This is a genomic window from Pseudonocardia broussonetiae (genome assembly GCF_013155125.1).
GTDB lineage: Bacteria > Actinomycetota > Actinomycetes > Mycobacteriales > Pseudonocardiaceae > Pseudonocardia > Pseudonocardia broussonetiae.
The window spans coordinates 997,235-1,022,866 of record NZ_CP053564.1 but is presented as its reverse complement, the minus strand read 5'-3'; the positions used below and the strand labels follow the sequence as shown (position 1 = coordinate 1,022,866).

29 protein-coding genes are annotated in these 25,632 nt (G+C 75.6%); 15 read left to right on the top strand and 14 right to left on the bottom strand.

What is annotated here, in order from left to right:
- Window positions 1–12 precede the first annotated feature (12 nt).
- The gene (locus HOP40_RS04975) at window positions 13–816 is read right to left on the bottom strand and encodes a hypothetical protein (RefSeq protein ID WP_172155096.1); all 804 of its coding nucleotides are present in this window, start codon (window positions 814–816) and stop codon (window positions 13–15) included.
- A 629-nt stretch (window positions 817–1,445) separates the two neighbouring features.
- Here HOP40_RS04975 and HOP40_RS04970 point away from each other — a divergent pair.
- Window positions 1,446–1,649: a cold-shock protein gene (locus HOP40_RS04970; RefSeq protein WP_094921020.1), complete on the top strand. Its 204-nt coding sequence runs from the start codon at window positions 1,446–1,448 to the stop codon at window positions 1,647–1,649.
- 82 nt (window positions 1,650–1,731) lie between these two features.
- On the opposite strand, the gene HOP40_RS04965 is transcribed toward HOP40_RS04970, so the two are convergent.
- A complete protein-coding gene (locus tag HOP40_RS04965; RefSeq protein ID WP_172155094.1) occupies window positions 1,732–2,643 on the bottom strand; it encodes an NAD-dependent epimerase/dehydratase family protein in 912 nt (303 codons plus the stop codon).
- A 254-nt stretch (window positions 2,644–2,897) separates the two neighbouring features.
- Here HOP40_RS04965 and HOP40_RS04960 point away from each other — a divergent pair, with 254 nt between their 5' ends.
- The gene (locus HOP40_RS04960) at window positions 2,898–3,416 is read left to right on the top strand and encodes a hypothetical protein (protein ID WP_172155093.1); all 519 of its coding nucleotides are present in this window, start codon (window positions 2,898–2,900) and stop codon (window positions 3,414–3,416) included.
- Window positions 3,417–3,784: 368 nt separating this feature from the next.
- Window positions 3,785–5,032, top strand: a complete 1,248-nt coding sequence (locus HOP40_RS04955; RefSeq protein ID WP_172167868.1) for a DUF445 domain-containing protein — start codon at window positions 3,785–3,787, stop codon at window positions 5,030–5,032.
- A gap of 139 nt (window positions 5,033–5,171) precedes the next feature.
- Here the strand turns inward: HOP40_RS04955 and crcB (HOP40_RS04950) are convergent, their stop codons facing one another.
- Entirely contained in the window at window positions 5,172–5,528 is a 357-nt protein-coding gene (gene crcB, locus HOP40_RS04950) for a fluoride efflux transporter CrcB (RefSeq protein WP_172155091.1), read from the bottom strand.
- Window positions 5,525–5,935 carry a fluoride efflux transporter CrcB gene (gene crcB, locus HOP40_RS04945; protein ID WP_240157515.1) on the bottom strand — a complete coding sequence of 137 codons (411 nt, stop codon included), beginning with the start codon at window positions 5,933–5,935 and terminating at the stop codon, window positions 5,525–5,527. The genes crcB (HOP40_RS04950) and crcB (HOP40_RS04945) overlap by 4 nt, the downstream gene beginning before the upstream one ends.
- Window positions 5,936–6,060: 125 nt before the next feature.
- On the opposite strand from crcB (HOP40_RS04945), the gene HOP40_RS04940 reads away from it, so the two are divergent.
- The 7 genes from HOP40_RS04940 (at window position 6,061) to HOP40_RS04910 (ending at window position 11,553) form a co-directional block, all read left to right on the top strand.
- A complete protein-coding gene (locus tag HOP40_RS04940; protein ID WP_172155087.1) occupies window positions 6,061–6,522 on the top strand; it encodes a helix-turn-helix domain-containing protein in 462 nt (153 codons plus the stop codon).
- A gap of 5 nt (window positions 6,523–6,527) precedes the next feature.
- On the top strand, window positions 6,528–7,259 hold the full coding sequence (locus HOP40_RS04935) for a hypothetical protein (protein WP_172155085.1): 732 nt from the start codon (window positions 6,528–6,530) through the stop codon (window positions 7,257–7,259).
- An 87-nt stretch (window positions 7,260–7,346) separates the two neighbouring features.
- On the top strand, window positions 7,347–7,661 hold the full coding sequence (locus HOP40_RS04930; protein WP_240157514.1) for a DUF2516 family protein: 315 nt from the start codon (window positions 7,347–7,349) through the stop codon (window positions 7,659–7,661).
- Window positions 7,658–8,206: a YbaK/EbsC family protein gene (locus HOP40_RS04925; RefSeq protein ID WP_420821788.1), complete on the top strand. Its 549-nt coding sequence runs from the start codon at window positions 7,658–7,660 to the stop codon at window positions 8,204–8,206. Before HOP40_RS04930 ends, HOP40_RS04925 begins: the two co-directional genes overlap by 4 nt.
- Before the next feature lie 90 nt (window positions 8,207–8,296).
- Window positions 8,297–10,639, top strand: coding sequence for an endopeptidase La (lon, locus tag HOP40_RS04920; protein WP_172155083.1), 2,343 nt, complete (start codon window positions 8,297–8,299; stop codon window positions 10,637–10,639).
- 115 nt (window positions 10,640–10,754) lie between these two features.
- Entirely contained in the window at window positions 10,755–11,120 is a 366-nt protein-coding gene (locus HOP40_RS04915; protein WP_240157513.1) for an ArsR/SmtB family transcription factor, read from the top strand.
- On the top strand, window positions 11,104–11,553 hold the full coding sequence (locus HOP40_RS04910; RefSeq protein ID WP_172155079.1) for an SRPBCC domain-containing protein: 450 nt from the start codon (window positions 11,104–11,106) through the stop codon (window positions 11,551–11,553). Before HOP40_RS04915 ends, HOP40_RS04910 begins: the two co-directional genes overlap by 17 nt.
- A 9-nt stretch (window positions 11,554–11,562) precedes the next feature.
- Here HOP40_RS04910 and purU read toward each other — a convergent pair whose 3' ends face one another.
- Window positions 11,563–12,456 carry a formyltetrahydrofolate deformylase gene (gene purU, locus HOP40_RS04905; RefSeq protein WP_420821787.1) on the bottom strand — a complete coding sequence of 298 codons (894 nt, stop codon included), beginning with the start codon at window positions 12,454–12,456 and terminating at the stop codon, window positions 11,563–11,565.
- Between the two features lie 2 nt (window positions 12,457–12,458).
- Window positions 12,459–12,965, bottom strand: a complete 507-nt coding sequence (locus HOP40_RS04900) for a DUF2505 domain-containing protein (protein ID WP_172155077.1) — start codon at window positions 12,963–12,965, stop codon at window positions 12,459–12,461.
- Between the two features lie 15 nt (window positions 12,966–12,980).
- Between HOP40_RS04900 and HOP40_RS04895 the strand changes: the two genes are divergently transcribed.
- From HOP40_RS04895 to HOP40_RS04885, 3 genes are all read left to right on the top strand, one after another.
- Window positions 12,981–14,012, top strand: a complete 1,032-nt coding sequence (locus tag HOP40_RS04895; RefSeq protein WP_172155075.1) for a UDP-N-acetylmuramate dehydrogenase — start codon at window positions 12,981–12,983, stop codon at window positions 14,010–14,012.
- A gap of 64 nt (window positions 14,013–14,076) precedes the next feature.
- On the top strand, window positions 14,077–15,243 hold the full coding sequence (locus HOP40_RS04890) for a L,D-transpeptidase (protein ID WP_172155073.1): 1,167 nt from the start codon (window positions 14,077–14,079) through the stop codon (window positions 15,241–15,243).
- A 44-nt stretch (window positions 15,244–15,287) separates the two neighbouring features.
- The gene (locus HOP40_RS04885) at window positions 15,288–15,497 is read left to right on the top strand and encodes a hypothetical protein (RefSeq protein WP_172155071.1); all 210 of its coding nucleotides are present in this window, start codon (window positions 15,288–15,290) and stop codon (window positions 15,495–15,497) included.
- A 14-nt stretch (window positions 15,498–15,511) separates the two neighbouring features.
- Here HOP40_RS04885 and HOP40_RS04880 read toward each other — a convergent pair whose 3' ends face one another.
- Both HOP40_RS04880 and HOP40_RS04875 read right to left on the bottom strand, forming a co-directional pair.
- Complete coding sequence (locus HOP40_RS04880; protein ID WP_172155069.1) at window positions 15,512–16,249, bottom strand: SDR family NAD(P)-dependent oxidoreductase; 738 nt, start codon at window positions 16,247–16,249, stop codon at window positions 15,512–15,514.
- Window positions 16,250–16,263: 14 nt separating this feature from the next.
- Window positions 16,264–16,506, bottom strand: a complete 243-nt coding sequence (locus HOP40_RS04875; protein WP_172155067.1) for a DUF2530 domain-containing protein — start codon at window positions 16,504–16,506, stop codon at window positions 16,264–16,266.
- Between the two features lie 40 nt (window positions 16,507–16,546).
- Between HOP40_RS04875 and HOP40_RS04870 the strand changes: the two genes are divergently transcribed.
- Together HOP40_RS04870 and HOP40_RS04865 are read left to right on the top strand one after the other, a co-directional pair.
- Window positions 16,547–17,983 (top strand): NCS2 family permease, encoded by a 1,437-nt coding sequence (locus HOP40_RS04870; RefSeq protein WP_172155065.1) that lies wholly within the window; start codon window positions 16,547–16,549, stop codon window positions 17,981–17,983.
- Between the two features lie 31 nt (window positions 17,984–18,014).
- Window positions 18,015–19,274 carry an MFS transporter gene (locus HOP40_RS04865; protein WP_172167859.1) on the top strand — a complete coding sequence of 420 codons (1,260 nt, stop codon included), beginning with the start codon at window positions 18,015–18,017 and terminating at the stop codon, window positions 19,272–19,274.
- Window positions 19,275–19,369: 95 nt separating this feature from the next.
- Here HOP40_RS04865 and HOP40_RS04860 read toward each other — a convergent pair whose 3' ends face one another.
- The 6 genes from HOP40_RS04860 to HOP40_RS04835 all read right to left on the bottom strand — a co-directional run bounded on the left by HOP40_RS04860 (window position 19,370) and on the right by HOP40_RS04835 (window position 25,607).
- Window positions 19,370–20,515, bottom strand: a complete 1,146-nt coding sequence (locus HOP40_RS04860; RefSeq protein ID WP_172155063.1) for a glycoside hydrolase family 16 protein — start codon at window positions 20,513–20,515, stop codon at window positions 19,370–19,372.
- Window positions 20,516–20,524: 9 nt separating this feature from the next.
- A complete protein-coding gene (locus HOP40_RS04855) occupies window positions 20,525–21,112 on the bottom strand; it encodes a hypothetical protein (protein ID WP_172155061.1) in 588 nt (195 codons plus the stop codon).
- 5 nt (window positions 21,113–21,117) lie between these two features.
- Window positions 21,118–22,344 carry a VldE C-terminal domain-containing protein gene (locus tag HOP40_RS04850; protein ID WP_172155060.1) on the bottom strand — a complete coding sequence of 409 codons (1,227 nt, stop codon included), beginning with the start codon at window positions 22,342–22,344 and terminating at the stop codon, window positions 21,118–21,120.
- 1 nt (window position 22,345) lies between these two features.
- A complete protein-coding gene (locus HOP40_RS04845) occupies window positions 22,346–23,095 on the bottom strand; it encodes a hypothetical protein (protein WP_172155059.1) in 750 nt (249 codons plus the stop codon).
- Window positions 23,092–23,856, bottom strand: a complete 765-nt coding sequence (locus HOP40_RS04840; RefSeq protein ID WP_172155058.1) for a hypothetical protein — start codon at window positions 23,854–23,856, stop codon at window positions 23,092–23,094. The genes HOP40_RS04845 and HOP40_RS04840 overlap by 4 nt, the downstream gene beginning before the upstream one ends.
- Before the next feature lie 242 nt (window positions 23,857–24,098).
- Window positions 24,099–25,607, bottom strand: coding sequence for a glutamate-cysteine ligase family protein (locus HOP40_RS04835; protein ID WP_172155057.1), 1,509 nt, complete (start codon window positions 25,605–25,607; stop codon window positions 24,099–24,101).
- Window positions 25,608–25,632: the final 25 nt, after the last annotated feature.

Below are 25,632 nucleotides of genomic sequence, written 5' to 3'. Positions count from 1 at the left end.
CGGTGGCGGGGATCAGCCGCCGAGCCCGGGGAGCGCCGGGGCGGGCAGGGCCGCCGCAGGGTCCGGCAGGCCGGGCAGGGCCGGGGCCGGGAGGTCCGCGGGCAGGTCGGGTGCGGGCAGGTCGGGAGCGGGCAGGGCGGGGACGGGCAGGTCCGGCGCGGGCAGCGCCGGGTCCGGCAGGGCCGGCAGGCCGGCGGCCGGGTCGGGCAGGGCGCCGGGCCCGGGCAGGGCCGGCGCGCCGGGCACCTCGCCGACCGGCGGGCAGCCGACGGGGAGCCCCGTGGTGGGGTCGATCACCGACGGGTCGACCGGCAGCGCGGCCGCCGGGTCGGCGGGCAGGGCGGGCACGTCGGCCGGCAGGGCCGGGAGCGCGGGCGCGTCCGCGGGCAGGGCCGGGAGGGCCGCGGCCGGGTCGTCGACGCCCGGAGCTGCGGGAAGGGGCGCGCACGGGTCCGGCAGCGGCGGCTCGGGCAGCTGCTCGCCCGCCGCGGGCAGCGCCGGGGCGGCGGCGAGCGCGGCGTCGGTGGGCAGGGCCGGCAGCGGCGCCGCCGGCAGCGCGGGCGCCGCGGGCACCGCCGCGAGGCCGCCCGGGACGGGCACGAGTGCGGTGTCGACGGGGACGACGGGGACGGCCGGCGCGGCCGGGACGGCGCCGCCGAGCAGGTCGGGCAGCAGGCCCTGCAGGGTCGACAGGACGCCGTTGAGCAGCCCGCCCACCGGCGTCGGCGGATCCGGTACCACCGGCACGACCTGCTGCGGCACCGCCGCGCTCGCGCCGCCGGCACCGAGGACGGCGAGAGCGCCGCTCGCCGTCACGACGATGATCGTCTGAGCAATTCTCCGACCCCGCACTGGAGCCCTCCCCGATGTCGACGGTTCTGACGGGCGGAATGATGCGCGGGGGCCCCTGGCGGCACCAGGGTCCCGGGAGCCCCGCCGGCCCGCCCCCGGCGTCCCGTGCGTCCCGTTCCGTCACGCCCGCCGCCGCCGTGACCGCATCGGGGGACCACGCCCGGGTGGTGACACGGCCCGCCGCGCCGGGCGTCACCCCCTGGGTGCGGCCCGGCGTCCCGCGGGGCCGTCGCGGTCACCCGTCGAGGTAGGACTGGGACGACGTCCCCCGAAAGATCAAGATCGTCACCCGCGGTAGGCGTGTCGGCCCGCCGATCTCACCGTGGGTGATGGCGTCGTGCCTGGTCCGCGGCCCGCGACGGGCCCGTTGCGCGATCTTCGTCGACGCTTTCGGGGACCGCTCGGGGGCGGTGGGCCCGTGATAGGTTTCCGCGCGGTTGCAGTCGTGCCTTTCCCGCTCGTTGTGAAGCGTCCGTGGACAAGTCGACGGCGGGCTCCACGGTCGTCGCACGCTCGCCGTTCCCGTGTCCCGCCCCGCAGCCCCCGGTCTGCACAGTGCCGGCCGGGTCCGCTTCACGTGTGGGAGAACAGGTATGCCGCAGGGCACCGTCAAGTGGTTCAACGCCGAGAAGGGCTTCGGCTTCATCGCGACCGACGACAACGGTCCGGACGTCTTCGTCCACTACTCGGCCATCCAGTCGGACGGCTTCCGGACGCTGGAGGAGAACCAGCGGGTCGACTTCGAGTCGAGCCAGGGCGCCAAGGGCCCCCAGGCCGACACGGTCCGCCCGATCTGAGGTCCCTCCGGACCGAGCACCGGTGCCGGCGATCCCCACGGGGGGTCGCCGGCACCGGCGTCTCCGGGGCGTCCCGGCAGCGTCAGCGCAGCGCGCCGGTCCAGGCCGCGGTGAGCGCGAGCCCCTCGTCGACGCCGCGCGGCGCGAACCCCAGCGCCCGCGCGTCCCGGTCGTCGACGTGCACCGGCGGGAACCGCCCGTAGACCTCGGAGCGCCGCGCGAACGTGCCCGCGTCCTCGCCCAGCGCCGACCCGGGCGGCAGCACCCGCACCCGCTCCCCGCCGACGTGCCCGGCGAACGCGTGCAGCACGTGCCCGAACGTCGCCGTGCCCCCGCACAGCAGGTAGCGCCGCCCCGGCTCGCCGTGCTCGAGCGCGAGCAGGTGCCCGAGCGCGGCGTCCTCGGCGAGCACCCAGCCCACCGTCGCGTCGACGACGGCCGGGACCTCCCCGCGCGCGGCCGCGAGGAACAGCCCGTTGTAGGAGTGCGGGCCCTGCGGGCTCGGCCCGTAGACGTTGACGGGGTTGACGACCATCGCCTCGATCCCCGGGGCCGCCAGGACGACCGCCTCGGCCTCGGCCTTGCTCACGGAGTAGGCGTCGGTGAGCGCGGGCGGCCCGACCGGTTCCTCGGCGAGGAGCCCGTCGGCGTCCATGATCGCCGCGCTGCTGCTCGTGTAGACGAACCGCCGCACGCCCGCGGCGGCCGCGGCGGACAGCACGCTCCGGGTGCCGTCGACGTTGACGCGGCGCGTCTCCTCCGGCGAGTGCCCGACCGAGCCCGCCAGGTGCAGCACGCCGGTGCAGCCGCGGGCGGCCCGCGTCAGCGCGTCGACGTCGCCGAGGTCGGCCACGACCACGTCCGTGCCGGCGGGCAGCAGGGCCCGCGCGCGCCCGGCGTCGCGCACCGCCGCGCGCACCTCCAGGCCGCGGCGCACGGCCAGATCGACGAGCGCACTGCCGAGGAACCCGGTCGCACCGGTCACCAGCATCATGGGGCCATCGTCGCAGCCGCTGGTCGACGGCGGCCGGACGGCGATCGGCGCGTGGACCGAACGGAGTAGCCGTCGGCCCGCCGGCGTGAACCGGTCGCCCGCTGCCCCCAGCCTCCCGTCGTCGCCCGGCGGCGCCGCGATCCGCTCGGCCCGGAGTCACGCACGGTCGCCGCTAGGGGACTCCAGGTGCGTCCCCTGCAGGTCGATGGTGGTGTTGAGTGTCACAGGAAGACAGCGACGCAGGGGAGCGAGACATGTCGGGCTGGGACAGCTACCGCACCGTCCACGGTGCGGAGCTGCGCGCGGCAGCGCGGGAGTTCACGGTGCACGGATGGCCGGTGGTCGAGGGGTCGGCCACCGAGCTGCACCTGGTCACGGGGGCCACGCTCGACGTGCTGGAGGTGCCCGCGGTGATCGGCCGCGGCGTCTGCGCCCAGCTGCGGGCCGTGGACCTCGTCGTCCCGGTGGCGGGCACGCCCACCGGTTCCTGGTGGTACCCGGTGACCGCGGGGGCGGTGCTGCCGGCCGACCTGCTGGCGACCGAGGGGGTCGTCCTGCACACCGCGGGCGCGACGGTGCTCGCGCCGCCGTCGCAGGTGCCCGACGGCTGGGTGCACTGGCGGGTGGCGCCGGCGCTCACCGGGTACCGCGTCCCGTCCGCAGACCTGATCGTCTCCGCCGCGGCCGGCAGCGTCCGGTGGCGGTCCGACCGCGAGAGGCATCCGGGCGCCCAGCGGCCCGCCGCTGCCGTCGCAGCCGGGATGCGGTCCTAGCCGACCGCGCGCCGGACCGGATCGGTCCCGCTGCCGCGGCTCGTCGAGCCGCGCCGGGACCGCCGGGGGACCGGCGAGGTGCGGCGCCCGGAGGGGGCACTTCTCCCTCCCGGCGCAGCCGCACCCCGAACTCTGGCCGGGGCCGGTGGATCACCATCGGCCCCGGCCATGACCAGGACGCGATGGTGCCTCCCGGGGGCCATGGGGGCAACACGCCCCCGGGAGGCGCCGACCGGAGCGCGTCCGGTCACGCAGGGGTTCGCGTGCGCGGGCACTATGGGTTCGTGCAGACCCCGCAGAACACCCGAACGGCGGCACCCGCGCCCCGTTCCCGGCCGGTGGTGGAGGTCGGCCTCGGCATCGGGTCCATGGACCCCGCCACGAAGGCCCGTGACCTCCGGAGGATGAAGTCGCTGGCCACCGGCCTGCTGCTGGTGGCGGCCGTCGTCTTCCTGGCGTCCCGCTGGTGGGAGTCGGCCGACGGCCCGGTGTGGATCAGCTACGTCCGCGCCACCGCCGAGGCCGCGATGGTCGGCGCGCTGGCCGACTGGTTCGCCGTCACCGCGCTGTTCCGGCGCCCGCTGGGGCTGCCGATCCCGCACACGGCGATCATCCCGACGAAGAAGGACATGATCGGCGACAGCCTCGGCGACTTCGTCGGCGAGAACTTCCTGTCCGAGGCGGTGGTGCGCGACAAGCTGGCGCGCGTCGAGGTCTCCCAGCGGGTCGGCGCGTGGATCGGCCAGCCGGCCAACGCCGACCGCGTCACCGCGGAGCTCGCCACGGCGGCGCGCGGCGTCGTCACCGTCCTGCGCGACGAGGACGTGCAGGAGGTCATCGACCAGGTGCTCGTGCGCAAGCTGATGGAGCGCCCGGTCGGCCCGCCGCTGGGCACGGTGCTCGAGGGGATCCTGTCGGACCAGTCGCACCACCGGCTCGTCGACCTCGTCATCGACCGCGCCTACGACTGGGTGTCGCAGAACCAGGAGATGGTGCTGCGGGTGGTGCACGAGCGGGCGCCGTCGTGGTCGCCCCGGTTCGTCGACGACCTGATCGCCGACCGCGTGTTCCTCGAGGTCCAGACGTTCGCGTGGGCGGTGAAGACCGACCCGCAGCACCCGCTGCGCCTCGCCGTCGACCGCTACCTCGACGAGTTCGCCACCGACCTGCAGAACGACCCCGAGACCATCGAGCGCGCCGAAAAGATCAAGCAGCAGATCGTCGGGCACCCCGACGTGCAGAAGTTCATCGGCGGCGCGTGGGGCCTCGTCAAGGGGCTGATCCTCGACGCCGCCGCCGACCCGTCGAGCGCCCTGCGGGTGCGCGTGCGCGACGGGCTGCTGTCGCTGGGGCAGCGCCTGTCCTCCGACGACGCGCTGCGCGCCAAGCTCGACGGCTGGCTCGCCGACGCCGCCGGTTACGTCGTGCGGCACTACCGCGGCGAGATCACCACGCTGATCACCGACACCGTCTCGCGCTGGGACGCCGAGGAGACCAGCCGCAAGGTCGAGCTCCAGGTCGGGCGCGACCTCCAGTTCATCCGCATCAACGGCACGGTCGTCGGTGCGCTCGCGGGCCTGGCGATCTACGCGGTGAGCCAGGTGCTGTTCGGCTGAGGCCGGGTCCGGGCCTGCGCGAACGGCACTTTCGCCCAACAGGCTCGGGTGAGAGTGCCGTTCGCGCGCGGAAGGTGGCGGGCTCAGTGGCGCGGGCTCAGTGGCGCGGGCTCAGCGGCGCGGGCTCAGCGGCGCGGGCTCAGCCGGCGAGCCCCGCGCCCAGCGCCAGGCCGAGCCCGGCCGCGACCAGCCCGGCCACCACCGAGCCGACGGCGTAGAGCACCGCCGCGGCCCGCCGCCCGTCGCGGCCCAGCGCCAGCGTCTCCCAGCCGAACGTCGAGTAGGTGGTGAGCGCGCCGCAGAACCCGGTGCCGACCAGCGCCAGCACCTCCGCCGACGCCGCGGCCCCGACCACCGCGCCGAGCACGAGCGACCCGGCGACGTTGACGGCGAACGTGCCCCACGGCGCCCCGTGCCGGGCCTGCAGCACGCGGTCGACGGCGTAGCGCAGGGGCGCCCCGACCGCCGCACCGAGGACGACGAGCAGCGCGGTCACCGCGGCACCCCCGCGGCCGCGCGGGCGAGGCGGGCGCCGAGCCAGGTGGCGGCCAGCGCCGCGAGCAGCGTGCCGACCAGGTACGCCGCGGCGACGCCGGGCCGCCCGGCGCCCAGCAGGGCGTGGACGTCGACGGCGTAGGTGGAGAACGTCGTGAACCCGCCGAGCACGCCGGTGGCGAGGAACGGGCGGGCCAGCGGGTGCGCCGTCACGACCTCGGTGAGCACCACCAGCAGCGCGCCGATGAGCAGGCACCCGGCGGTGTTGACGGCGAACGTGGCGAGCGGGAACGCCCCCGGCCCGGCCGTCACGGCCAGCCCCGCGCCCCAGCGGGCGAGCGCCCCGAGCGCGCCCCCGACGGCGACGGCGCCCAGTGCGGGGGCCTGGCCGGTCAGCGCAGCGGGCACGCGGGGAACGTACGCGCGTGCCGTCGCCGGTGTGGTGAGGGCCACGCCACCTGCGCAAGCACTGTGCTTGCAACAGCTAGCACTGGCGGGTAGCGTCGCTCTCGACAGGGACGGAGGTGAACGGGATGAGCAGAGACGACAAGCAGGACCGGTCCGCCGAGCGGGTGGGCCAGGTCGTCGAGCAGGTCGGCCACGCGGTCGAGCACGCCGGTCACGCCGTCGGTCAGACCGTCGAGGGGATCGGGTCGTACATCCGCAGTCAGCGCGAGCTGGCCGATGTCTCGCTCCGACAGCTCGCGCGGACGGCCGGAGTCAGCAACCCCTACCTCAGCCAGATCGAGCGGGGCCTGCGCAAGCCGTCGGCCGAGATCCTCCAGCAGATCGCGAAGGGTCTCCGCATCTCCGCGGAGGCGCTCTACGTGAGAGCCGGGATCCTCGACGAACGCCCGGCGAGCGTCGTCACCGACGCCGTGCTCGCCGATCCGACCCTGACGGAGCGCCAGAAGCAGGTGCTCCTCGACATCTACGCCACGTTCCGCCGGGAGAACGACGCCGCCGTCGACCCCCGACCCACAGACAAGGAGTGACCATCATGGCTGTCCAGCTGCCCACTTCCACCGACGTCCGCAAGGCCCGCGCCCAGGCCGCGCAGAACGTGTCCCAGCGCGCCGAGGTCGCTCGCACCCCGCTGCTGGCCGTTCTCGGTGCCGGCGACTACGCCTACACGACCGTCACCAAGGCCGTCGTCGACGCCCGGACCCGCGCCGAGGAGGCGGCCAACCGCGCCGCCGAGCTGCCCCAGCGCCTCTCGCCCGAGGGCCTGCGCCGCCTCGTCGCCGAGCTCCGCGCCGACGCCGAGGAGCGCTACACCGGCTTCGCCGAGCGCGGCGAGAAGACCTGGGGCCGCATCCGCAAGCAGCCGCAGGTGAAGAACGCGATCTCGACGATCGAGACCTACACCGACAAGCTCGACGCCCGCGTCGACGTGCTGGTGGACGACGCGCACGACGTCGCCGAGAAGGCGCTGTCGACCGTCACCCGCCAGACGCGCTCCACCGGTGAGAAGGCCGCCCGCGCCACGCAGGAGTTCGCCGCCGAGACCGCGGAGACCGTCGCCGACGCCGCGAAGGACGCCTCCGACGCGGTCAGCGACGCCGGTGACGACGCCGCCGCCGCGATCCACGAGACCGGTGACGAGGTCGCCGCCGCCACGCGTTCGACGACCCGCAAGGCCGCCAACCGCACGGCGCCGAAGACCACCACCCCCAAGGCCACCACCAAGCCGGCCACCCGCCGCAGCACCAACGGCTCGGCCTCCAGCTGATCCGCAGCACGTCCGCCCAGCGCCCCCGGAGCCTCCCGCGCCCCGGGGGCGCTGTGCTGTCCCCGTCGTCCGGGTACATTGGCGGGCGTGTACGAGTTCCTCGATGTCCTGGATAACTACATCCTGTGGGGCATCGGGCTGCTCGCGATCCCCGTCGGCGGCTTCGCCTTCGTGCACGCGCTGATGCAGCGGGCCGACGCGTTCACCGCGGCCGACAAGCTCACCAAGCCCGCGTGGCTCGGCATCACGGGCGCCAGCGTCCTGATCCTCGTCGTCTTCTACGGCGGGCTCGGCAGCAGCGGGTCGCTGTTCTGGCTGGCCGCGCTGGTGGCGTCGCTGGTCTACATCGTCGACGTCCGTCCGGCCATCGTCGGCGTGCAGGGCGGCGGACCGCACTGGTGACCTGGCCCGTCCTCGGCACCCTCCACGCGGTGCCGGCGCTCGACCGCCCCGACCTGCTCGCCGAGCCGGTCGCCCGCGCGCTCAAGGAGCTCGACCCCGCCGACGCCGCCCTCGTCGGCGTCGCGGAGATCGACCCGACGCTCGCCGACACGGCGGAGTTCTGCGCGGCCTACGGCTCGCCGCTCGACGGCTCCGCCAACTGCGTCGTCGTGGCCGGGCGGCGCGGGGAGGCCGTCCGCTACGCCGCCTGCCTGGTGCTGGCCACCACCCGCGCCGACGTCAACGGGCTGGTCCGCCGCCGCCTCGACGCCCGCAAGGCCTCCTTCGCCCCGATGGACGACGCCGTGGCGATCACCGGCATGGAGTACGGCGGCATCACCCCGGTCGGGCTGCCCGCCGACTGGCCCGTGCTCGTCGACGCGGCGGTGGCGGCCGCGCCCGCCGTCGTCATCGGGTCGGGGGTGCGGCACTCCAAGCTCGCCCTGCCCGGGGAGCTGGCCGCCCGCCTGCCCGGCGTCGAGGTCGTCGAGGGTCTCGGCAGGTAGAGCCGGGTCCGCTCAAGGTTCCTGAGTTCGCCCACAGCGTACTTCCTTGAACGCTGGAACATGTTCAACGCTGTAACTGTTGGACCGGGCATGACAGAGACGCTGAAGCTGCCGGTGCTTCCGCTCGCCGACTCGGTGGTGCTGCCCGGCATGGTGGTTCCCGTTCGACTCGATGACTCCGAGGTCCAGGCGGCGGTCGACGCAGCGCAGAGCGTCGACCGCAAGGTCCTGGTCGTCCCCCGCCTCGACGGCAGGTACGCCGCCGTGGGCACGATCGCCGTCCTCGAGCAGGTCGGCAGGCTCCCCAGCGGGGAGCGCGCGGCCGTGGTGCGCGGCGAGGGCCGCGCGCAGATCGGGTCCGGCGTGACCGGCCCCGGCGCCGCCCTCTGGGTGGAGGCCACCCCCGTCGAGGACGGGCCCGTCACCGGGCACGCGACGGAGCTGGCGAAGGAGTACAAGGCGCTGGTCGTCGGCATCCTGCAGCAGCGGGGCGCCTGGCAGGTGATCGACTCGGTGCAGCAGATCACCGACCCCGGCCAGCTCGCCGACACCGCGGGGTGGGCCTCCTACCTCGACCTGGAGCACAAGGCCCAGCTGCTCGCCGAGACCGACGTGGTCAAGCGGCTCGAGCTGCTCGTCGAGTGGACGCGCGCGCACGTCGCCGAGCAGGAGGTCTCCGAGAAGATCTCGCACGACGTCCGCGAGGGCATGGAGAAGACCCAGCGCGAGTTCCTGCTGCGCCAGCAGCTGGCCGCGATCCGCAAGGAGCTCGGCGAGGGCGAGCCGGACGGCTCGGACGACTACCGCGCCCGCGTGGAGGCCGCCGACCTGCCCGAGCACGTCCGCACCGCCGCGCTGACCGAGGTCGGCAAGCTGGAGCGCGCGTCGGACCAGAGCCCGGAGTCGGGCTGGATCCGCACGTGGCTCGACACCGTCCTCGACATCCCGTGGACGGAGTCCACGACCGACAACACGGACCTGAAGGCGGCCCGGGCCATCCTGGACGCCGACCACGCCGGCCTCGACGACGTCAAGGAGCGGCTGATCGAGTTCCTGGCCGTGCGCGCGCGTCGTGACCGCAAGGGCATGGAGAAGGTCGGCGGCCGCGGCTCCGGCGCGGTGCTCTCGCTCGTCGGCCCGCCCGGCGTCGGCAAGACCTCGCTCGGCGAGTCGGTCGCGCACGCGCTCGGCCGCAAGTTCGTCCGCGTGGCGCTGGGCGGCGTCCGCGACGAGGCCGAGATCCGGGGACACCGCCGCACCTACGTCGGCGCGCTGCCCGGCCGGATCGTCCGCGCGATCCGCGAGGCCGGCACGATGAACCCCGTCGTGCTGCTCGACGAGATCGACAAGGTCGGCAGCGACTTCCGGGGCGACCCGACGGCCGCGCTGCTCGAGGTGCTCGACCCGGCGCAGAACCACACGTTCCGGGACCACTACCTCGAGGTCGACCTCGACCTGTCCGACGTGCTGTTCCTGGCCACCGCCAACGGCTTCGACACGATCCCCGGCCCGCTGCTCGACCGCATGGAGGTCGTGACGCTGGACGGCTACACCGAGGCGGAGAAGGTCGCCATCGCGCGCGACCACCTGCTGCCCCGGCAGATCGAGAAGGCCGGCCTGGACGCCTCCGACGTCGAGTTCACCGACGTCGCGCTGTCGATGATCGCCGCGGAGTACACCCGCGAGGCGGGCGTGCGGCAGCTGGAGCGGGGCCTCGCCAAGGCGCTGCGCAAGGTGGCCGTGCGGCTGGACCGGTCCGATGCGGGCTCCGCTGACGCTGCGCCCGGCGAGTCGGTCGAGCGGCCGGTGCACATCGACGCCGACGCGCTCGTCACGTTCCTCGGACGGCCGAAGTTCACCCCCGAGTCGGCGGAGCGCACCTCGGTGCCCGGCGTCGCGACGGGGCTGGCCGTCACCGGCGCCGGTGGCGACGTCCTGTTCATCGAGGCCACGGCCATGGACGGCGACCCCGGCCTGACGCTCACCGGACAGCTCGGTGACGTCATGAAGGAGTCGGTGTCGATCGCGCTGAGCTACCTGCGGTCCAAGGGCCTGGCCGGTGACCTGGCGTCGCGCAAGCTGCACGTCCACGTGCCGGCGGGCGCGGTCCCCAAGGACGGCCCGAGCGCGGGCGTCACGATGACGACGGCGCTGGCCTCGCTCGCGAGCGGGCGGCCGGTGAAGGCGTCGGTGGGCATGACCGGTGAGGTCACGCTGCAGGGCAAGGTCCTCCCGATCGGCGGGGTCAAGCAGAAGCTGCTGGCCGCGCACCGGGCCGGACTGACCGACGTGATCATCCCCAAGCGCAACGAGCCCGACCTGGACGACCTGCCCGAGGGCATCCGCGGTGAGCTGCGGATCCACCCGGTGGCCGACGTCGCCGAGGTCCTGGAGCTGGCCCTGGAGCCGGCCGAGGTGACCGCGGCGGCCTGATCGCGGCGGCCTGATCGCGGCGGCCTGATCACCGCACGCACGAGAGGCCCGTCCCCGCTCCCGGGGGCGGGCCTCTCCGTTGCCCGATGCGTAACTGATGTGTTACACATATCCCGTGCTCGTCCTCGCCGCGCTCGCCGACCCGGTCCGCCGGCAGATCGTCGAGCTCCTGGGCGCGGGGGAGAGCACGGCGGGCGCGATCGCGGAGCGGTTCCCGGTCTCGCGGCCGGCCGTCAGCCGGCACCTGCGCGTGCTGCGGGAGGCCGGCCTCGTCACCTCGCGGGTGGCGGGCCAGCACCGCGTGTACGTGCTCGACCGCGCCCCGCTCGCCGAGCTGGACCGCTGGCTCGACGGGTTCCGCCCGCTGCGCGCCGCGGCGGGCCCCGCCGGGCGCCTGGACGCCTTGGACACCGAGATGCACCGCGGCCGGCGGCAGCGCCGCGCCGCAGGAGGAGGAGACGCCGATGAGCGCACCGCGTGAGATCGTCCTGCGCAAGGAGTTCCCGGACCCCGTCGACGACGTGTGGTCGGCCGTGACCGACTCCGAGCGCCTGGGCCGCTGGTTCGGCACCTACACCGGGCGCGGGCGGGTCGGCGGCACCGTCGAGTTCACCGTCACCGGCGAGGTCGACGCGGGCGGCGAGGTGGCGCAGCCGGTCACGGTCACGATCCACGAGTGCGACGCCCCGCGCCGGCTCGTCGTCGACATCCCGGAGGACGCGACCCGCTCCTGGCGGGTGGCCGTCGACATCGAGCCGGCCGGCGAGGGCGCGGTGCTGGTGTTCACCCAGGCGGTGCTCGAGGGCATGGACGGGGCCGACATCGCCGCCGGCTGGCGCTGGTACCTCGACCGCCTCGAGGCGTCGCTGCACGACGCCGAGATGCCGCAGTGGGCGGCGTACGCGCCGTCCTGAGCGGCGCTGCTAGCGGAACACCACGGTCTTGTTGCCGTGCACCAGCACCCGGTCCTCCAGGTGCCAGCGCAGCCCGCGGGAGAGCACGAGGCGCTCGATGTCGCGGCCGCGACGCACCATGTCGGCCGCGGTGTCGCCGTGGTCGACCCGGATGACGTCCTGCTCCACGATCGGGCCAGCGTCGAGGTCGGCCGTGACGTAGTGGCAGGTGGCCCCGATCAGCTTGACGCCCCGCGCGTAGGCCTGGTGGTAGGGCTTCGCGCCGACGAACGAGGGCAGGAAGCTGTGGTGGATGTTGAGCGCGCGCCCGGCCCACCGCTCGCACAGGTGCGCGGGCAGGACCTGCATGAACCGCGCCAGCACGACGGCGTCGGGCTCGTGGGCGTCGACGATCTGCCGCACCCGCTCGAACGACTCGACCTTGCCCGCCTCGCGGCGCGGGTCGCCCGCCACCGGGAACGGCACGTGGTGGAACGGCACGCCGTGCGCGCGCACGATGTCGCCGAGGACCTCGTGGTTGCCCACGACGGCCTCCAGGCGCACGGGCAGCTCGCCGCTCGACGCGCGGCCGAGCAGGTCGTGCAGGCAGTGCGTCTCCCTGCTGACCAGCACCACGGCTCGCTTGGGCTCGGCCGTGTCGGTGACCGTCCACTGCGCCTGCGGGCCGATCTCGGCCGCCACCCCGGCGAAGCGCTCGCGCAGCTCGGCGGCGTCGAAGGGCAGGGAGTCGGCGCGCACGACCTGGCGGGTGAAGAACCAGCCGGTGCTCGGGTCGGAGTGGTAGCCCGCCTCGACGATCCACCCGCCGGCGTCGGCCAGGAACGTGGAGATCCGGGCGACGATGCCCGTGGTGTCGGGGCAGCTCAGCGTGATGACGTAGCGGTGCTCCGTGCTCGGCTCCACCGTCAGCGGTGCTTCCCGTCGAGCCACTCGAGCGTGAACGCCGTCTCCGCGGCCAGCAGCTGCTGCACCTGGTCGGCGATCACGCCCTCGATCTTCCCGCCGAGGAACGGCACCTTGACGGTGACGTCGGCGCGCACCAGCAGCTCGCTGCCCGAGCCGGTGTCGCGCAGCTCGAGCGTGCCGGCGGCCGACGCGGGCGTGCCGGGGATCAGCACGTCGACGTCGCCCCGGTAGCGGCCGGGCGCCTCGCGGCGCAGCGACTCGGTGCGCTGGATGACGAGGTTGCCGCTGACGAGCGAGGTGACGATCGAGGGCAGCGCGGCCTCGTCGACGCCGTGGCGGATCGTGTACCGCCCGCCGCCGTCGTGCGCCTCGTGCGCCAGGACCTTCGCCCCCGGGCCGCCGAGCTGCACCAGGCGGGCGCGCAGGTACTCCTCGTCGAGCATCACCGCGGCGACGTCGTCGGCGCCGTGCGGTGACGACGACCGGTAGTCGATCTGACGTGGCATGCACGGAGGCTACCGTTGGGCCCCGTGTCCACCACCGAACTGGCGTCGCTCACGACGCTGCGCCTGGGCGGCCCGGCCCGTCGGCTCGTCGAGGCCACCACCGCCGAGGCGGTCGTCGCCGCCGTCCGCGCCGCCGACGCCGCGGGCGAGCCGCTGCTCGTGCTCGGCGGCGGCTCCAACGTCGTCGTCGACGACGCCGGGTGGCCCGGCGCCGTCGTGCACGTCGCGACCACCGGGATGCGCACCGAGCACCGCCCCGACGGCACGGTCCTGCTCACCGTGGAGGCGGGGGAGGACTGGGACGGCGTCGTCGCGGCCACCGTCGCCGAGGGGCTGGGCGGGCTGGAGTGCCTGTCCGGCATCCCCGGGCGCACCGGGGCCACGCCGGTGCAGAACGTCGGCGCGTACGGCGTGGAGATCGCGGACCTGCTCGTCGACGTCGACCTCTACGACCGGCGCGCCGACGCCGTCCGCGAGCACGTCCCCGCCGCCGACCTCGGCCTGGGCTACCGCACCAGCACGCTGAAGGGCCGCGACGACGCCGTGGTGCTGCGGGTGCGGTTCGGGCTCCCCGGCGACGGAGCCAGCGCGCCGATCCGGTACCCCGAGCTCGCGGCGGCGCTCGGCGTCGAGCCGGGGGAGCGGGTGCCCGCGGCCGCGGCCCGCGACGCGGTGCTCGCGCTGCGCCGCGGCAAGGGCATGGTGCTCGACGCCGAGGACCGCGACACGTGGAGCGCGGGCTCGTTCTTCACCAACCCGATCGTCGACCCGGAGCGGGCGCCCGAGGGCGCGCCGCGCTGGCCCGCCGGCGAGCGGGTCAAGCTGCCCGCCGCCTGGCTGATCCAGCACGCCGGGTTCGCGCGCGGGCACGCCGGGCCGGGCGGTCGCGTCGCGCTGTCGGGCAAGCACGTGCTGGCGCTGACCCACCGCGGCGGCGGCAGCGCCGAGGACCTCCTCGTGCTCGCGCGTGAGGTGCGCGACGCCGTGCGTGCCACCTTCGGGGTCGACCTCGTGCCGGAGCCCGTCCTGGTCGGTTGCCGGCTGTAACGTCGCGCCCGCGGGGCAACTCGAACGGGCCCCGCACGTCCTGACTCGGGGGAGGTGGGGACGCATGCGGCGCATCCTGCTCGTGGTGGCGGTACTGCTGGTGGGCGTGCTGGGCGTGGCGAGCCTCGCCACGGTGGCCACGGCCGCCGGCCCGGACGCCCCGTCCCCGTCGTCCCTGCCGGTGGCGTCGGTGCTGCTCCAGCCCGTGGCGGGGGCCGTGGACGTCAGCCCGGCGGAGCCCGCCACCGTCGCGGTCCCCGACGGCACCCTCGACGGCGTCACCCTCACCGGTCCCGACGGCACGGCCGTCGCGGGCGCGGTGGCCGACGACGGCCGCTCGTGGAGCACCACGGCCGACCTCGCCTACGACACCACCTACACCTGGGCCGGCACGGCGACCGGTGCCGACGGCGCGCCGCTGCCCGTCGCGGGCTCGTTCACCACCGCGGCCCCGGCCGACGTCGTGCGCGGCGTGCTCAACATCGGCGACGACCGCACCGTCGGCGTCGCCGCCCCGATCGAGATCCAGTTCGACGCCCACGTCGAGGACCGCGCGGCCGTCGAGCGGGCGCTCTCGGTCGAGACCTCGGTGCCGGTGGAGGGCTCGTGGGGCTGGCTGCCCGACGAGAACGGCGGCTCGCGCGTGCACTGGCGGCCCGCGGAGTACTGGCCGGCCGGCACGCGCGTCACGGTCACGGCCGACCTGTACGGCGTCCCGTACGGCGACGGCGCCTACGGCCGCGCCGACGTCACCAGCACCTTCGGGATCGGGCGCGCGCAGATCGTCCGGGCCGACGTGAACAGCCACCGCATGCTGGTGATCCGCGACGGCGTGCAGGTGGCCGACTACCCCGCGAGCTACGGCCTGTCCGGCGACCCCGACCGCACCACCCGCTCGGGCATCCACGTCGTCTCCGAGCGGTTCACCGACAAGCGGATGGTGAGCGAGCGCTACGGCTACGACCTCGTCGAGAAGTGGGCGGTGCGGATCAGCAACAACGGGGAGTTCATCCACGCCAACCCGGCGTCGGCGTCGGCGCAGGGCTCGTCGAACGTCACCCACGGGTGCGTCAACCTCTCCACGGCCGACGCGCAGGCCTACTACGACACGGCGCTGTACGGCGACCCGGTCGAGGTCACCGGCACCGACGTCCCGCTCGCCTCGCGCGACGGCGACATCTGGGACTGGACCCTGTCCTACGACCAGTGGCGCGGGCTCTCGGCGCTGTAGCCGGCGGGGTTTCGACGGTCCGGCCCGGCGGGTACCGGCAGCGCATGACCGTTCCCGAGGACCTGTCCGAGCAGGCGCACACCCGCGCCGAGCCGCTCCCCGAGGAGCGGGCGGCGGAGACCGGCGGCGAGGACCGCGAGGCCGAGGCCGCGTCGATCCTCGCCGACTCCGAGGAGCGGGTGGCCGAGGCGACCGAGGGCAACGCCCCGGGCGACGCGGCCGACGAGAACCGCACCAGCGAGGAGACCGCCTGAGCAGGCGGTCTCCGCTAGCCCTCCCGGTGCGCCCGCATCGCGGACGCCTGGGCGCGCGGCTTGAGCACGATCTGGTCGAGGTTGACGTGGCTCGGGCGGGTGGCGGCGAACGCGATCACGTCCGCCACGTCCTCCGCCGTGAGCGGCGTGATGCCCCGGTAGACGTCGTCGGCCTTCTCCCGGTCGCCCTCGAACCGCACCAGCGAGAAGTCGGTCTCGACCATGCCGGGCGCGATCTCGGTGAGCCGCACCGGCTGCCCGAGCAGTTCGCCGCGCAGCGTCCGGTGGAGCATGGCCTGCGCGTGCTTCGCGCCCGTGTACCCCGCGCCGTTGTCGTAGGCCTCCAGCGCCGCGACCGAGGTGACGGTGACGATGTGCCCGTCACCGGAGGCGAGCAGGGCCGGCAGCAGCGCCTGCGTGACGCGCAGGGTGCCGATCACGTTGGTCTCGAACATCCACCGCCAGTCCTCCTCGTCGGCCTCGGCGACGGGCTCGAGCCCCTTGGCGCCGCCGGCGTTGTTCACCAGCAGGCGGCACTCCGGCACCGCCGCGGCGAACGCGGAGACCGACTCGGCGTCGGTGACGTCCAGGCGCACCGCGGTGCCGTCGATCTCCCTCGCGATCTCGGCGCAGCGGTCGACGCGGCGGGCGCCGAGCACGACGTGGAAGCCGGCGGCGGCCAGCGCGCGGGCGGTGGCGGCACCGATGCCGGAACTGGCGCCGGTGACGACGGCGACGGGTGACGAGGTCATGCGCAGAAGCTAGATCAGTCGTCCAGACCCTGCTGAGCCCCCCGGGAGCCGCGCCGCGCCGCCGCCCGCTGCCACCGGAAGATGCCCCAGCCGACCCCGCCGAGCAGCGCCCCGGCCACGCAGGTCGCGAACGGCAGACCCGGCGCCCGGCCCGTGACGAGCAGGCCCAGCGCCCCCAGCGCCCACAGCGCCGACCCGAGCCCGACGACGGTGGCCATGTCGGACAGCCGGCGCGGCAGGGGCGGGGGATCGACCACAGGCGCAGCGTAGTGACCGCCCCGGATCTACGGTGTCGCCGTGATCGAGCGCTACTTCCGCGTCGCCGAACGCGGTTCCACCCTGCCCCGCGAGGTGCGCGGCGGCGTCGTCACGTTCGTGACGATGAGCTACATCATCGTGCTCAACCCGCTGATCCTGGGCAGCGTCACCGCCGACGGCCCCGGCGCGAAGGCCGACGTGACGGGGGCCGTGCTCGGGCTGCCGCAGGTCGCCGCCGTCACCGCACTGGTCGCGGGCGTGATGACCGTGCTGTTCGGGCTGATCGCGAACTACCCGTTCGCGATCGCCACCGGGCTCGGCATCAACACGCTCGTCGCGGTCACGATCGCCCCGCTGGTGACGTGGCCGGAGGCGATGGGGCTCGTCGTCGTCAACGGGCTGGTGATCGTGCTGCTCGCGGTCACCGGCTTCCGCACCGCGGTGTTCTCCGCGGTGCCCCCGGAGCTGAAGGTCGCGATCGCCGTCGGCATCGGGCTGTTCATCGCGTTCATCGGGCTCGTCGACGCCGGGTTCGTCCGGCGCATCGCCGACGCTGCGGGCACGACGGTGCCGGTCGGGCTGGGCATCGGCGGCTCGATCGCGTCGTGGCCGACGGCGGTGTTCGTCGTCGGCCTGCTCGTCACCTCGGTGCTGGTGGCGCGCGGCGTGCGGGCCGGGATCCTGCTGGGCGTCGCGATCACGACGGTGATCGCGGTGGTCGTCGAGGCGATCGTGCGGGTGGGGCCGTCGATGGGGACGAACCCGCAGGGCTGGGCGCTGTCGGTGCCCGCGCTGCCCGACAGCGTGCTCGGCGTGCCCGACCTCTCGCTCGTCGGCGCGGTGTCGTTCGGGGCGTTCACCCGGCTCGACCCGGTGACCGTCGTGCTGCTGGTGTTCACCCTCGTGCTCGCCAACTTCTTCGACGCGATGGGCACGATGACGGCGCTGGGCCGGCAGGCCGGGATGATCGGGCCGGACGGTCAGCTGCCCGGCGTCGGGCGCGCGCTGGTCGTCGAGGGCACGGGGGCGGTGCTCGGCGGGGCGGCGTCGAGCTCGTCGAACACGGTGTTCGTGGAGTCGGCGTCAGGGATCGCGGAGGGCGCGCGGACCGGGCTCGCGAACGTCGTCACCGGCGTGCTGTTCCTGCTCGCGATGTTCTTCACCCCGCTGTACTCGGTGGTGCCGATCGAGGCGGCCGCGCCCGCGCTCGTCGTCGTCGGGGCGCTGATCATGCGGCAGATCACCGAGGTCGACCTGACCGAGTTCCGGGTGGCGCTGCCGGTGTTCCTGACGGTCGTCGTCATGCCGTTCACCTACTCGATCGCCAACGGCATCGGCGCCGGTTTCGTCAGCTGGGTGCTGCTGGCCGCCGCGACCGGCCGCGCCCGCACGGTGCACCCGCTGATGTGGGTCGTGTCGGTGGCGTTCGTCGCCTACTTCGCCGTCGGCCCGCTCCGCGCGCTGCTCGCGGGGTAGTTGTTGTAAGCTAAGAGAAGTGACCGCCACCATGACCCCCGCGCCGGGGCGGGCGTCCACCTTCTCGTCGCTGCGGATCCGCAACTACCGCCTCTACGCCTCCGGCCAGATCGTCTCGCTGGCCGGCACGTGGATGCAGCGCGTCGCGCAGGACTGGCTGGTCCTCGACCTCTCCGGCGGCAGCGCCACCGCGCTCGGCCTCGCCGCCGCCCTGCAGTTCGGCCCCACGCTCGTGCTCTCGCTGTGGGGCGGTGTGCTCGCCGACCGCGTCGACAAGCGCCGCGCGCTGATCGCGCTGCAGGCCGCGATGGGGCTGTGCGCGCTGGTGCTCGGCACGGCCGTCGTCACCGGGGTGGTGGCGCTGTGGCACGTCTACCTGCTGTGCCTGCTGCTCGGCTGCTTCTCCGCCCTCGACGTGCCGGTGCGCCAGTCGTTCGTGCCCGAGCTCGTCGGCGACGCGCAGCTGGGCAACGCCGTCGCGCTGAACTCGCTCACGTTCAACCTCGCGCGGATCGTCGGCCCGTCGGTGGCGGGCCTGCTCATCGCCGTGACCGGCACCGGCTGGGTGTTCCTCATCAACTCCGCGAGCTTCGCCGCGGTGATCACCGGCCTGGCGCTGATGGACCCGGCCCGCCTGCACCGCGTGACGCCGGTGCCGCGCGCGCCCGGCCAGCTGCGCGCAGGCCTGCGCTACGTGCGCGGCCGCCCCGACCTGGTCGCCGTGCTGGCGCTGGTGTTCCTGGTGTCGACGTTCGGCATCAACTTCTACATGACGCTCGCGCTGCTGGCGCGCAGCGTGTTCGGGCTCGGCGCCGACGCCTACGGGCTGCTCACGTCGCTGCTGGCGGTGGGTTCGGTGGCGGGCGCGGTGCTCGCGGCGCGGCGGGTGCGCCGGCCCCGGCTGCGGCTGGTCGCCGGGTCGGCGCTGGTGTTCGGCGTGCTCGTCGTCCTGGCCGGGCTGATGCCGACCTTCCTGCTGACCGGGATCGTCATGGTGCCGCTGGGGTTCGCGGCGCTGACGTTCACGACCGCGGCCAACTCGGCCGTGCAGCTGGCGGTGGAGCCGGCGATGCGCGGGCGCGTGATGGGGCTCTACATCCTGCTGTTCCTGGGTGGCACCCCGGTGGGGGCGCCGCTGCTCGGGCTGCTCGCCGAGAGCTGGGGCGGACGGTCGCCGCTGGTGCTGGGCGGGATCGTCATGGTGGTGTCCGTGCTGGTCGTGACGCTGGTCCTGGTGCTGAGGGCGGGCGGCCCCAGAACCCTCTTGCGCCACGAGGAGAGGTTAGGCTAACCTCATGCACGTCGCTTCGTGGTGGGAGCGGCGCGTCAGTTCGGGACGGTATCGGGGCCCTGGCCGGTTGGCCAGGGCCCCGATCCGTGTGCCGGCTACCGCGGCTCGTCGCCGGCCCCCGCGTCGGGGGCGTGCTCCCACTCGCGCACCCGGTCGACCTGCATCGTCGACTCGCGCACCGGCGCGTCGCCGGACGGGAACCAGTCGAGCTGCACGCACAGGTGCATCGGCCCGGGCGGGAACGTCTCCGCGTCGGTGGTGCGGAACCACGGGCGCCCGTCGACGTAGGCGGTGATCTCCCGCGGCGTCCACTCCACCGCCCAGGCGTGCCACTCCGTCGCGTCGACCTCCACCCGCCCCTCGACCTGGGCGTCGTCGGCGCCGTGGTGGAGGTGGAAGCCGGTCGTGCGCCGCGCGGGGTCCTGCATCTCGGCGATGTCGATCTCGCCGCCGCCCGGGGCGTCGTCGTCGGGCCAGAGCAGGAGCACGGCGTCGTAGGAGGGGTCGGACTGCGGGGCGCGGATCCGGCCCTCCCAGCGGCCGTACCGCTGTCCCCGCCCCCAGCACATCCCGGCGGTGGTGCCCGCGGCGTCGCCGGTGAGGGTGAGAATGCCGTCCTGCACGGTGGCGTTCATCGGGGAGCGGACGCCCCGCCCGGCGTGGCCGGTGCCCTCGTAGAGGTCCCACTGGGCGAGGCCGGCGGTGAAGTCGTCCTCGCGGGAGGGGGTGCCCCAGCCCAGGGGGTCTATGGCGGTGTCGGCGGTCGTGCCGTCGGGGGTGGCCGAGCCGGCGGTGGCCGAGCCGGCGGTGGCGCCGGCGCGGTCCTCGCCCGGCGCGTCCTCGTCCGGCGTCTCCTCGTCCGGCGTGTCCTCGTCCGCCGTCTCCTCGTCCGTGGGCGTGGCGCGCGGGGCCGGGGTGGTGGTGCGGGAGGTGGTGGTGCGAGTGGTGGTGCTCGGCGCGGTGGTGCTCGGCGCGGTGGTGCGGGGTGCCGGGCTGCGGTCGGCCGTCGTGGGTGCCGGCGTCCGGGACGGCGTCGTGCGGGGTGCCGTCTCCGCGTCCTCGTCGGTGGGCAGCGGCGCGAGCGTGCCCGGCGCGGCGCCCGACGGGGTGACCGTGACGACGGCCGGGTCGGCGGGCGGGGCCGTCCCGCCGCCCCCGCCGGGGGCGACCAGGATGAGCACGACCGCGATGCCGGCCGAGAGGTAGCGCCGGATCAGGTCCTCGATCTCGTCCAGGTCCACGGGGTCTCCTCAGTCCTCCCCGACCGCGAGGTCGGGGTCGTCGGGGGTCTCGGCGGCCACCAGCCAGCGCCCGTCGGGCTGCCGGGCGACCACGACGCCGGTGCGCAGCACGGCGGTGGCGCCGCCGGGGGAGTCGCGGGTCTCGACGACGGCGAGGTAGCCGCGGCGCCGGTCGCCGCGGTCGACGGCGACGAGGTCGAGGCGGCGGACCGACGCCGTGCGCGCGGTGCCGGGCGGCGGCGGGTCGAGCACGAGCACGCCGACCACGGCCGCGGCCGACCCGGGCACCGCGTACGGCGCGGCGCGCAGGTGCGTGCCGCCCGCGTCGGCGGGCACGGTGCTGTGCGCGGCGCGGAGGTAGGCGCGGGCCGCGGCAACAGGATCGGTGAGGGTGACGCCGGGGTCGGGCGGCGGGGCGTCGGCGCCCCGGAGCACGGGGGCGGCGTCGAGCGCGGCGCGGTCCTCCCGGTCGACGACGGGGCCCGGCGGCGGCTCACCGCTGGGTGCGACGGCGCCGGCCCCGGTGAGCAGCAGCGCCCCGACCGTCACGAGGGCGGCGGCCGCCGCGGCGAGCAGCGGGAGGCGGGACGGGGTCACGGCGCTCACTCCCGGAAGCTGACGTGGACGTGGTCGAAGTGGCCGCCGGTGGCGTCACGCGTGTCGTAGACCCCGCCGCCGCTGTACCGGCGGCCCCAGCCGCCGTCGTCCTCGACGGACGGGTCCCAGTAGCGGCCCTGCCAGATGAGGTAGCGGACGGCGAGCGGCCCGGCGTGCGCGCGGAACCAGTCGGCGACCCGCCACCCCGCCTCCAGTTCGGCGCCCTCGGCGAAGGCGCCGGGCGTGCCGGGGAACAGGTCGCACGCCCGGCCGCGGGGGTGGTCGCTGCGCGGGTTCCAGGCGTGGGCGTCCCAGCAGCCCGCACTGCGGATCACCGGGCCGTCGGACCAGCCGCCGAACGCGGCCGACGCCGCCTCCAGCCCGTGCAGCGCGGCGCCGGTGAGGCAGCCGTCGCCGGTCGGGTCGGTCTGCTCGCAGCCGGTGGCGCCGCCGGTCCACGGCGCGGGGGCGGCGGCATCGGCCGCAGCGCCGCCCGGGTCCGTCGCCGGGTCGTCCGGCGTTCGGTCGTCCGGCGTTCGGTCGTCCGGCGGCCGGTCGTCCGTCGCCCGGTCGTCGGTCGTCCGGTCGCTCGGGGCCGGCCCGGCCGGGTCGTCGGAGAACCGGTCGACCTCCGCGCGGACCGCGTCGACGTAGCGGCGGACCACCTCGGCGCAGCGCCGCCCGCACCCCGCCTCCCCGGCCTCCGGCACGCCCGTGGCGCTGCCCGCGACCCGCCCGCACCCGGCCAGGTGGCAGACGAGCATCGCGTCGAGCGGGTCGGCGCTCTTGCCGGTGTCGGCGAGGTGCCGGGTGACCGCGCGCAGGTTCGTGCAGATCCACGGCACGGCCACGCGCAGGTGGGCCTCGACGTCGGTGACGTCGTCGGCGGCCGTCGGCGGGTCGCTCGACCACGCCGGGCCGCCCGCCGCGCCCCAGGCCTCCTGGCCGAACCCGTAGAGCCCGGCGGGCCCGCCCGGGGCCTCGTCGACGCGGGCGGCGTCCCAGCCCGACTCCACCTGCACCTGCGCCACGACCCAGACCGGCGGCAGCTCGGGGCACCCGGTGGCGGTGAGGTCGGCGATCAGCGGCAGCCAGTCGCGGGCGGCCGCGGGCACGGCCGCGGAGTCGACGCCGGGCACCGGATCGGCCGCCGGCGCGGGCGCGGCGCCGAGCAGCAGCGTGCCGGCCACCGCGGCCAGCGCCGCCACGAGGCTGCGGGGGAGCGCGGACACGTCAGCCGGCCCGCGTCGGCTCGAGGGCGTCGTCGTCGGGCTCGGACCCTGCGGCGGGGGCGGCCGGCTCCGCGGGCGTCCGCTGCACGGCTCGCAGGCCACGCCACAGCGCACGGTCGACCACCGGCACCGGCGGCGCGACCGGCCGCCCTCCCGCGATGACGACGAGCGCGGGCGCGGCGGGCCGGGACGGCAGCGACACCACGGGCAGGGGCACCACGGGCAGGGGCACCACGGGCAGGGGCACCACGGGCAGGGGCACCGCGGGCAGGGGCGCCGCCGGTAGGGGCACCGCGGGCGGCCGGGCCGGCGCGGGCAGCACGAGCGGCACCGGCCGGGCGGGCGCGGCCGGGTGCGCCAGCACCCCGGACCGCACCAGCGCGGCGGCGACGTCGAGCAGCGCGGCGATGTAGGCGGCCAGCCGCGCCGGGCGGTGCGCCGGGGCGAGCGCGAGCAGCCCGGCGACCTCCGGGGCGTCGAGCCCGTGCCACGCCGCCACGTCCGGGACCACCACGACGGTGGTCCCGGCGCCCACCCGGTCGAGCCGGGGCGCCCGGTCGGCGACCACGACGAGGACCTGGGCCACCCCTCGCTCCGCGAGGTGCAGCGAGTCGGCCCGGCAGACCAGCACGTCCGGGCGGCTCCCGGCACCCACCCGTCCGCCGTCGACGGCGTGCAGCGCGGACGCGAGCGTGCTCGTCCCCACCCCGCCCGCCACCCCGACGATCACCGGCGCCCGCAGCCCGCTCACCACGCGCTCCCCGGTGCGGCGAGCGGATCGTCGTCGGCCAGCAGGTGCTCGTCGGAGGTGCGCGGGGCGGGGGTCCCGGCGGCCGGGGGCTCCTCGCCGAGCGTCTCCTCCCAGGCGTCGACGACGAGCCGCCCGCCCTCGACGGCCACCGGCACGCTGATCCGGATCCAGTACGACGCCAGGCTGCGCCACCCGCGCCCGGTGGGGGCGGGGGCGACGGCCGGTGTGCCCGCGACGTCGGGCTCGGGCACCGCGTCGGGACCGTGCTCGCCCACCGCGCGGTACGGCGTGACCCGCACGCGGACGTCGACGAGCACCCTCCCCTCACCGTCGGGGCGCACCAGCCCGGGCAGCGCGAACTCGGCGCGCTGGCGCCCGGACCCCGACCACCCCAGCCGCTCCGGGTCGCGCCCGGGCGTGGGCAGGTAGTCGCGCAGCACGCGGCCGCGGCGGGCCGGGTCGTCCTCGTCCCAGGACAGGTAGTCGACGGCGAACGCGCCGGCCAGCGCGGCGGCCTCGGACGGGTCCGGGCGGGCCGCGGCGACGGCGGGGATCGGGGGGAAGCCGAACGGGTCGGTCGGCGGGTCGGGGGGAACGGCCGCGGGCGGGGCGGGCGGGGGCGCGGCCCACGCCGACGGCGCGACGCCACCGGGCGGCCACGGGGCGGGCGCACCGGGCGCTGGGCCCACCGGCGCGCCGTACGGGGGCGCCGGGTAGGGCGGGGGCGGCGCGGACCGCCCGAAGATGCGGAAGCGGGACACGGCCGTCACCGGGACGGGCCGGGACGGCGGGCGGGCGGCGTGGACATCGTTCCCCCGGACGGGCGGGCGCGCGGGGACCCGCGGCGCCGCCGTGACGGGCGGCCCCGGGGTGCGCACGGGACTGCGGCGGCCGGGCGGCCGCGCTCAGGACGGACGGGACACTAGGAACCCGCCGCCCCGGCCCGTGGGCGTTCCGGGGAAGGGTTCGCTCCTGCTAACGCGCCGGCGCCGAACCGGGACCGTCAGCTGGGCAGCGGCCAGTCGTGCACCGGCTCGTTGGCCGTGGACGACTCCAGGTAGCGCTCCAGCATCCCGTGCAGCGCGGCCTGCCGGTCGGCGCCGCGCGCCTCCAGCGCCGCGACCGTGTCGAGCTGCCAGGACGCCCCCGTGCGCCGCTCCACGCACCGGCGCTCGATCACGCCGAGGTACCGCTCGGCGACCTCGGTGGTGACGCCCCACCGGGCCAGCCCCGCGGCGGCCTGCGGAAGCAGCTTGCGCAGCACGAGCTCGTCGGGGCGGATCCAGCCGTTGCCGGGCCAGTACAGCGGCCCGTCGAGCCCGTGGCGCGCGGCCGTCGTGAAGTTCTCCTCGGCCGCCTCGAACGACATCGTGCTCCACAGCGGCCGGTCGGCCTCGACCAGCTCGCGCAGCAGCCCGTAGAAGAACAGCGCGTTCGCCACCATGTCGACGACCGTGGGCCCGGCGGGCAGCACGCGGTTCTCCACGCGCAGGTGCGGCGTGCCGTTCGCGATGTCGTAGACGGGCCGGTTCCAGCGCCAGATCGTGCCGTTGTGCAGGCGCAGCTCGTCGAGGCCCGGGACGGTGCCCGCCGCCAGCTCCTCGAACGGCTCGGCGTCCTCGGCCACCGGCATGAGCGCGGGGAAGTAGCGGCCGTTCTCGGTGAACAGGTCGAGGACCGAGGTGATCCACCGCTCGCCGAACCACACGCGCGGGCGCACGCCCTGGTTGCGCAGCTCGGGCGTGCGGACGTCGCAGGACTGCTCGAACAGCGGGATCCGCGTCTCGGCCCACAGCCGCGACCCGAGCAGGAACGGCGAGTTGGCGCCCACCGCGAGCTGCACGCCCGCGAGGCACTGCGCCGCGTTCCAGTAGGCGGCGAAGGAGTCGGGCGGCACCTGCAGGTGCAGCTGCATCGAGGTGCAGGCCGCCTCCGGCGCGATCGAGTCGAAATCGGCGACCAGGTGCTCGGGCGTGACGTCGTGGCGGCCCGAGGGGTCGTCGCCGGCGATGTCGAGGCGGATCGGCTCGCCGCGGGCGTGGAGCATCTGCTCGTTGAGCATCGCGTAGCGCCGGTCGGGCGAGAGCGCCTCGGCGACGAGGTGGCGCTTCTCCAGCGTGGGCAGGATGCCGATGACGGCGAGCCGCGCGCCGTGGTCGAGCGCGTGCGAGCGGGCGGTGGCGAGCTCGTCGAGGAGCTGGTGCTCCAGGCGGCGCCACTGGTCGCCGGGGAGCGGTCGCGGCGGGAGGTTGAGCTCCATGTTCCAGCGGCCGAGCTCGGACTGGAACTCGCCCGCCCCCATCGAGGCGAGGACGTCGGCCCCCGTGGTGGACGGCGCCAGATCCTGGTCGACGAGGTTGAGCTCGACCTCGAGGCCGGTCATCGGCTCGTCACGCGCGAACGTGTGCTCCTTGAGCATCACTCCCAGTGCATCGAGGCACCGCTGCACCTTGGCCCGGTAGTTCTGGCGGTCCTGTCGACTGAACGTGGTCCGGTCGACGTCCTGGCCCATGCGTAGCACTTCCCCCTCGCCCCCC

Coding starts and splice junctions, on each gene's coding strand:
- HOP40_RS04970 (WP_094921020.1), top strand. CDS start 1,446: ATGCCGCAGGGCACCGTCAAGTGGTTCAACGCCGAGAAGGGCTTCGGC.
- HOP40_RS04965 (WP_172155094.1), bottom strand. CDS start 2,643: ATGATGCTGGTGACCGGTGCGACCGGGTTCCTCGGCAGTGCGCTCGTC.
- HOP40_RS04960 (WP_172155093.1), top strand. CDS start 2,898: ATGTCGGGCTGGGACAGCTACCGCACCGTCCACGGTGCGGAGCTGCGC.
- HOP40_RS04955 (WP_172167868.1), top strand. CDS start 3,785: ATGGACCCCGCCACGAAGGCCCGTGACCTCCGGAGGATGAAGTCGCTG.
- HOP40_RS04940 (WP_172155087.1), top strand. CDS start 6,061: ATGAGCAGAGACGACAAGCAGGACCGGTCCGCCGAGCGGGTGGGCCAG.
- HOP40_RS04935 (WP_172155085.1), top strand. CDS start 6,528: ATGGCTGTCCAGCTGCCCACTTCCACCGACGTCCGCAAGGCCCGCGCC.
- lon (WP_172155083.1), top strand. CDS start 8,297: ATGACAGAGACGCTGAAGCTGCCGGTGCTTCCGCTCGCCGACTCGGTG.
- HOP40_RS04910 (WP_172155079.1), top strand. CDS start 11,104: ATGAGCGCACCGCGTGAGATCGTCCTGCGCAAGGAGTTCCCGGACCCC.
- HOP40_RS04900 (WP_172155077.1), bottom strand. CDS start 12,965: ATGCCACGTCAGATCGACTACCGGTCGTCGTCACCGCACGGCGCCGAC.
- HOP40_RS04890 (WP_172155073.1), top strand. CDS start 14,077: ATGCGGCGCATCCTGCTCGTGGTGGCGGTACTGCTGGTGGGCGTGCTG.
- HOP40_RS04885 (WP_172155071.1), top strand. CDS start 15,288: ATGACCGTTCCCGAGGACCTGTCCGAGCAGGCGCACACCCGCGCCGAG.
- HOP40_RS04880 (WP_172155069.1), bottom strand. CDS start 16,249: ATGACCTCGTCACCCGTCGCCGTCGTCACCGGCGCCAGTTCCGGCATC.
- HOP40_RS04865 (WP_172167859.1), top strand. CDS start 18,015: ATGACCCCCGCGCCGGGGCGGGCGTCCACCTTCTCGTCGCTGCGGATC.
- HOP40_RS04835 (WP_172155057.1), bottom strand. CDS start 25,607: ATGGGCCAGGACGTCGACCGGACCACGTTCAGTCGACAGGACCGCCAG.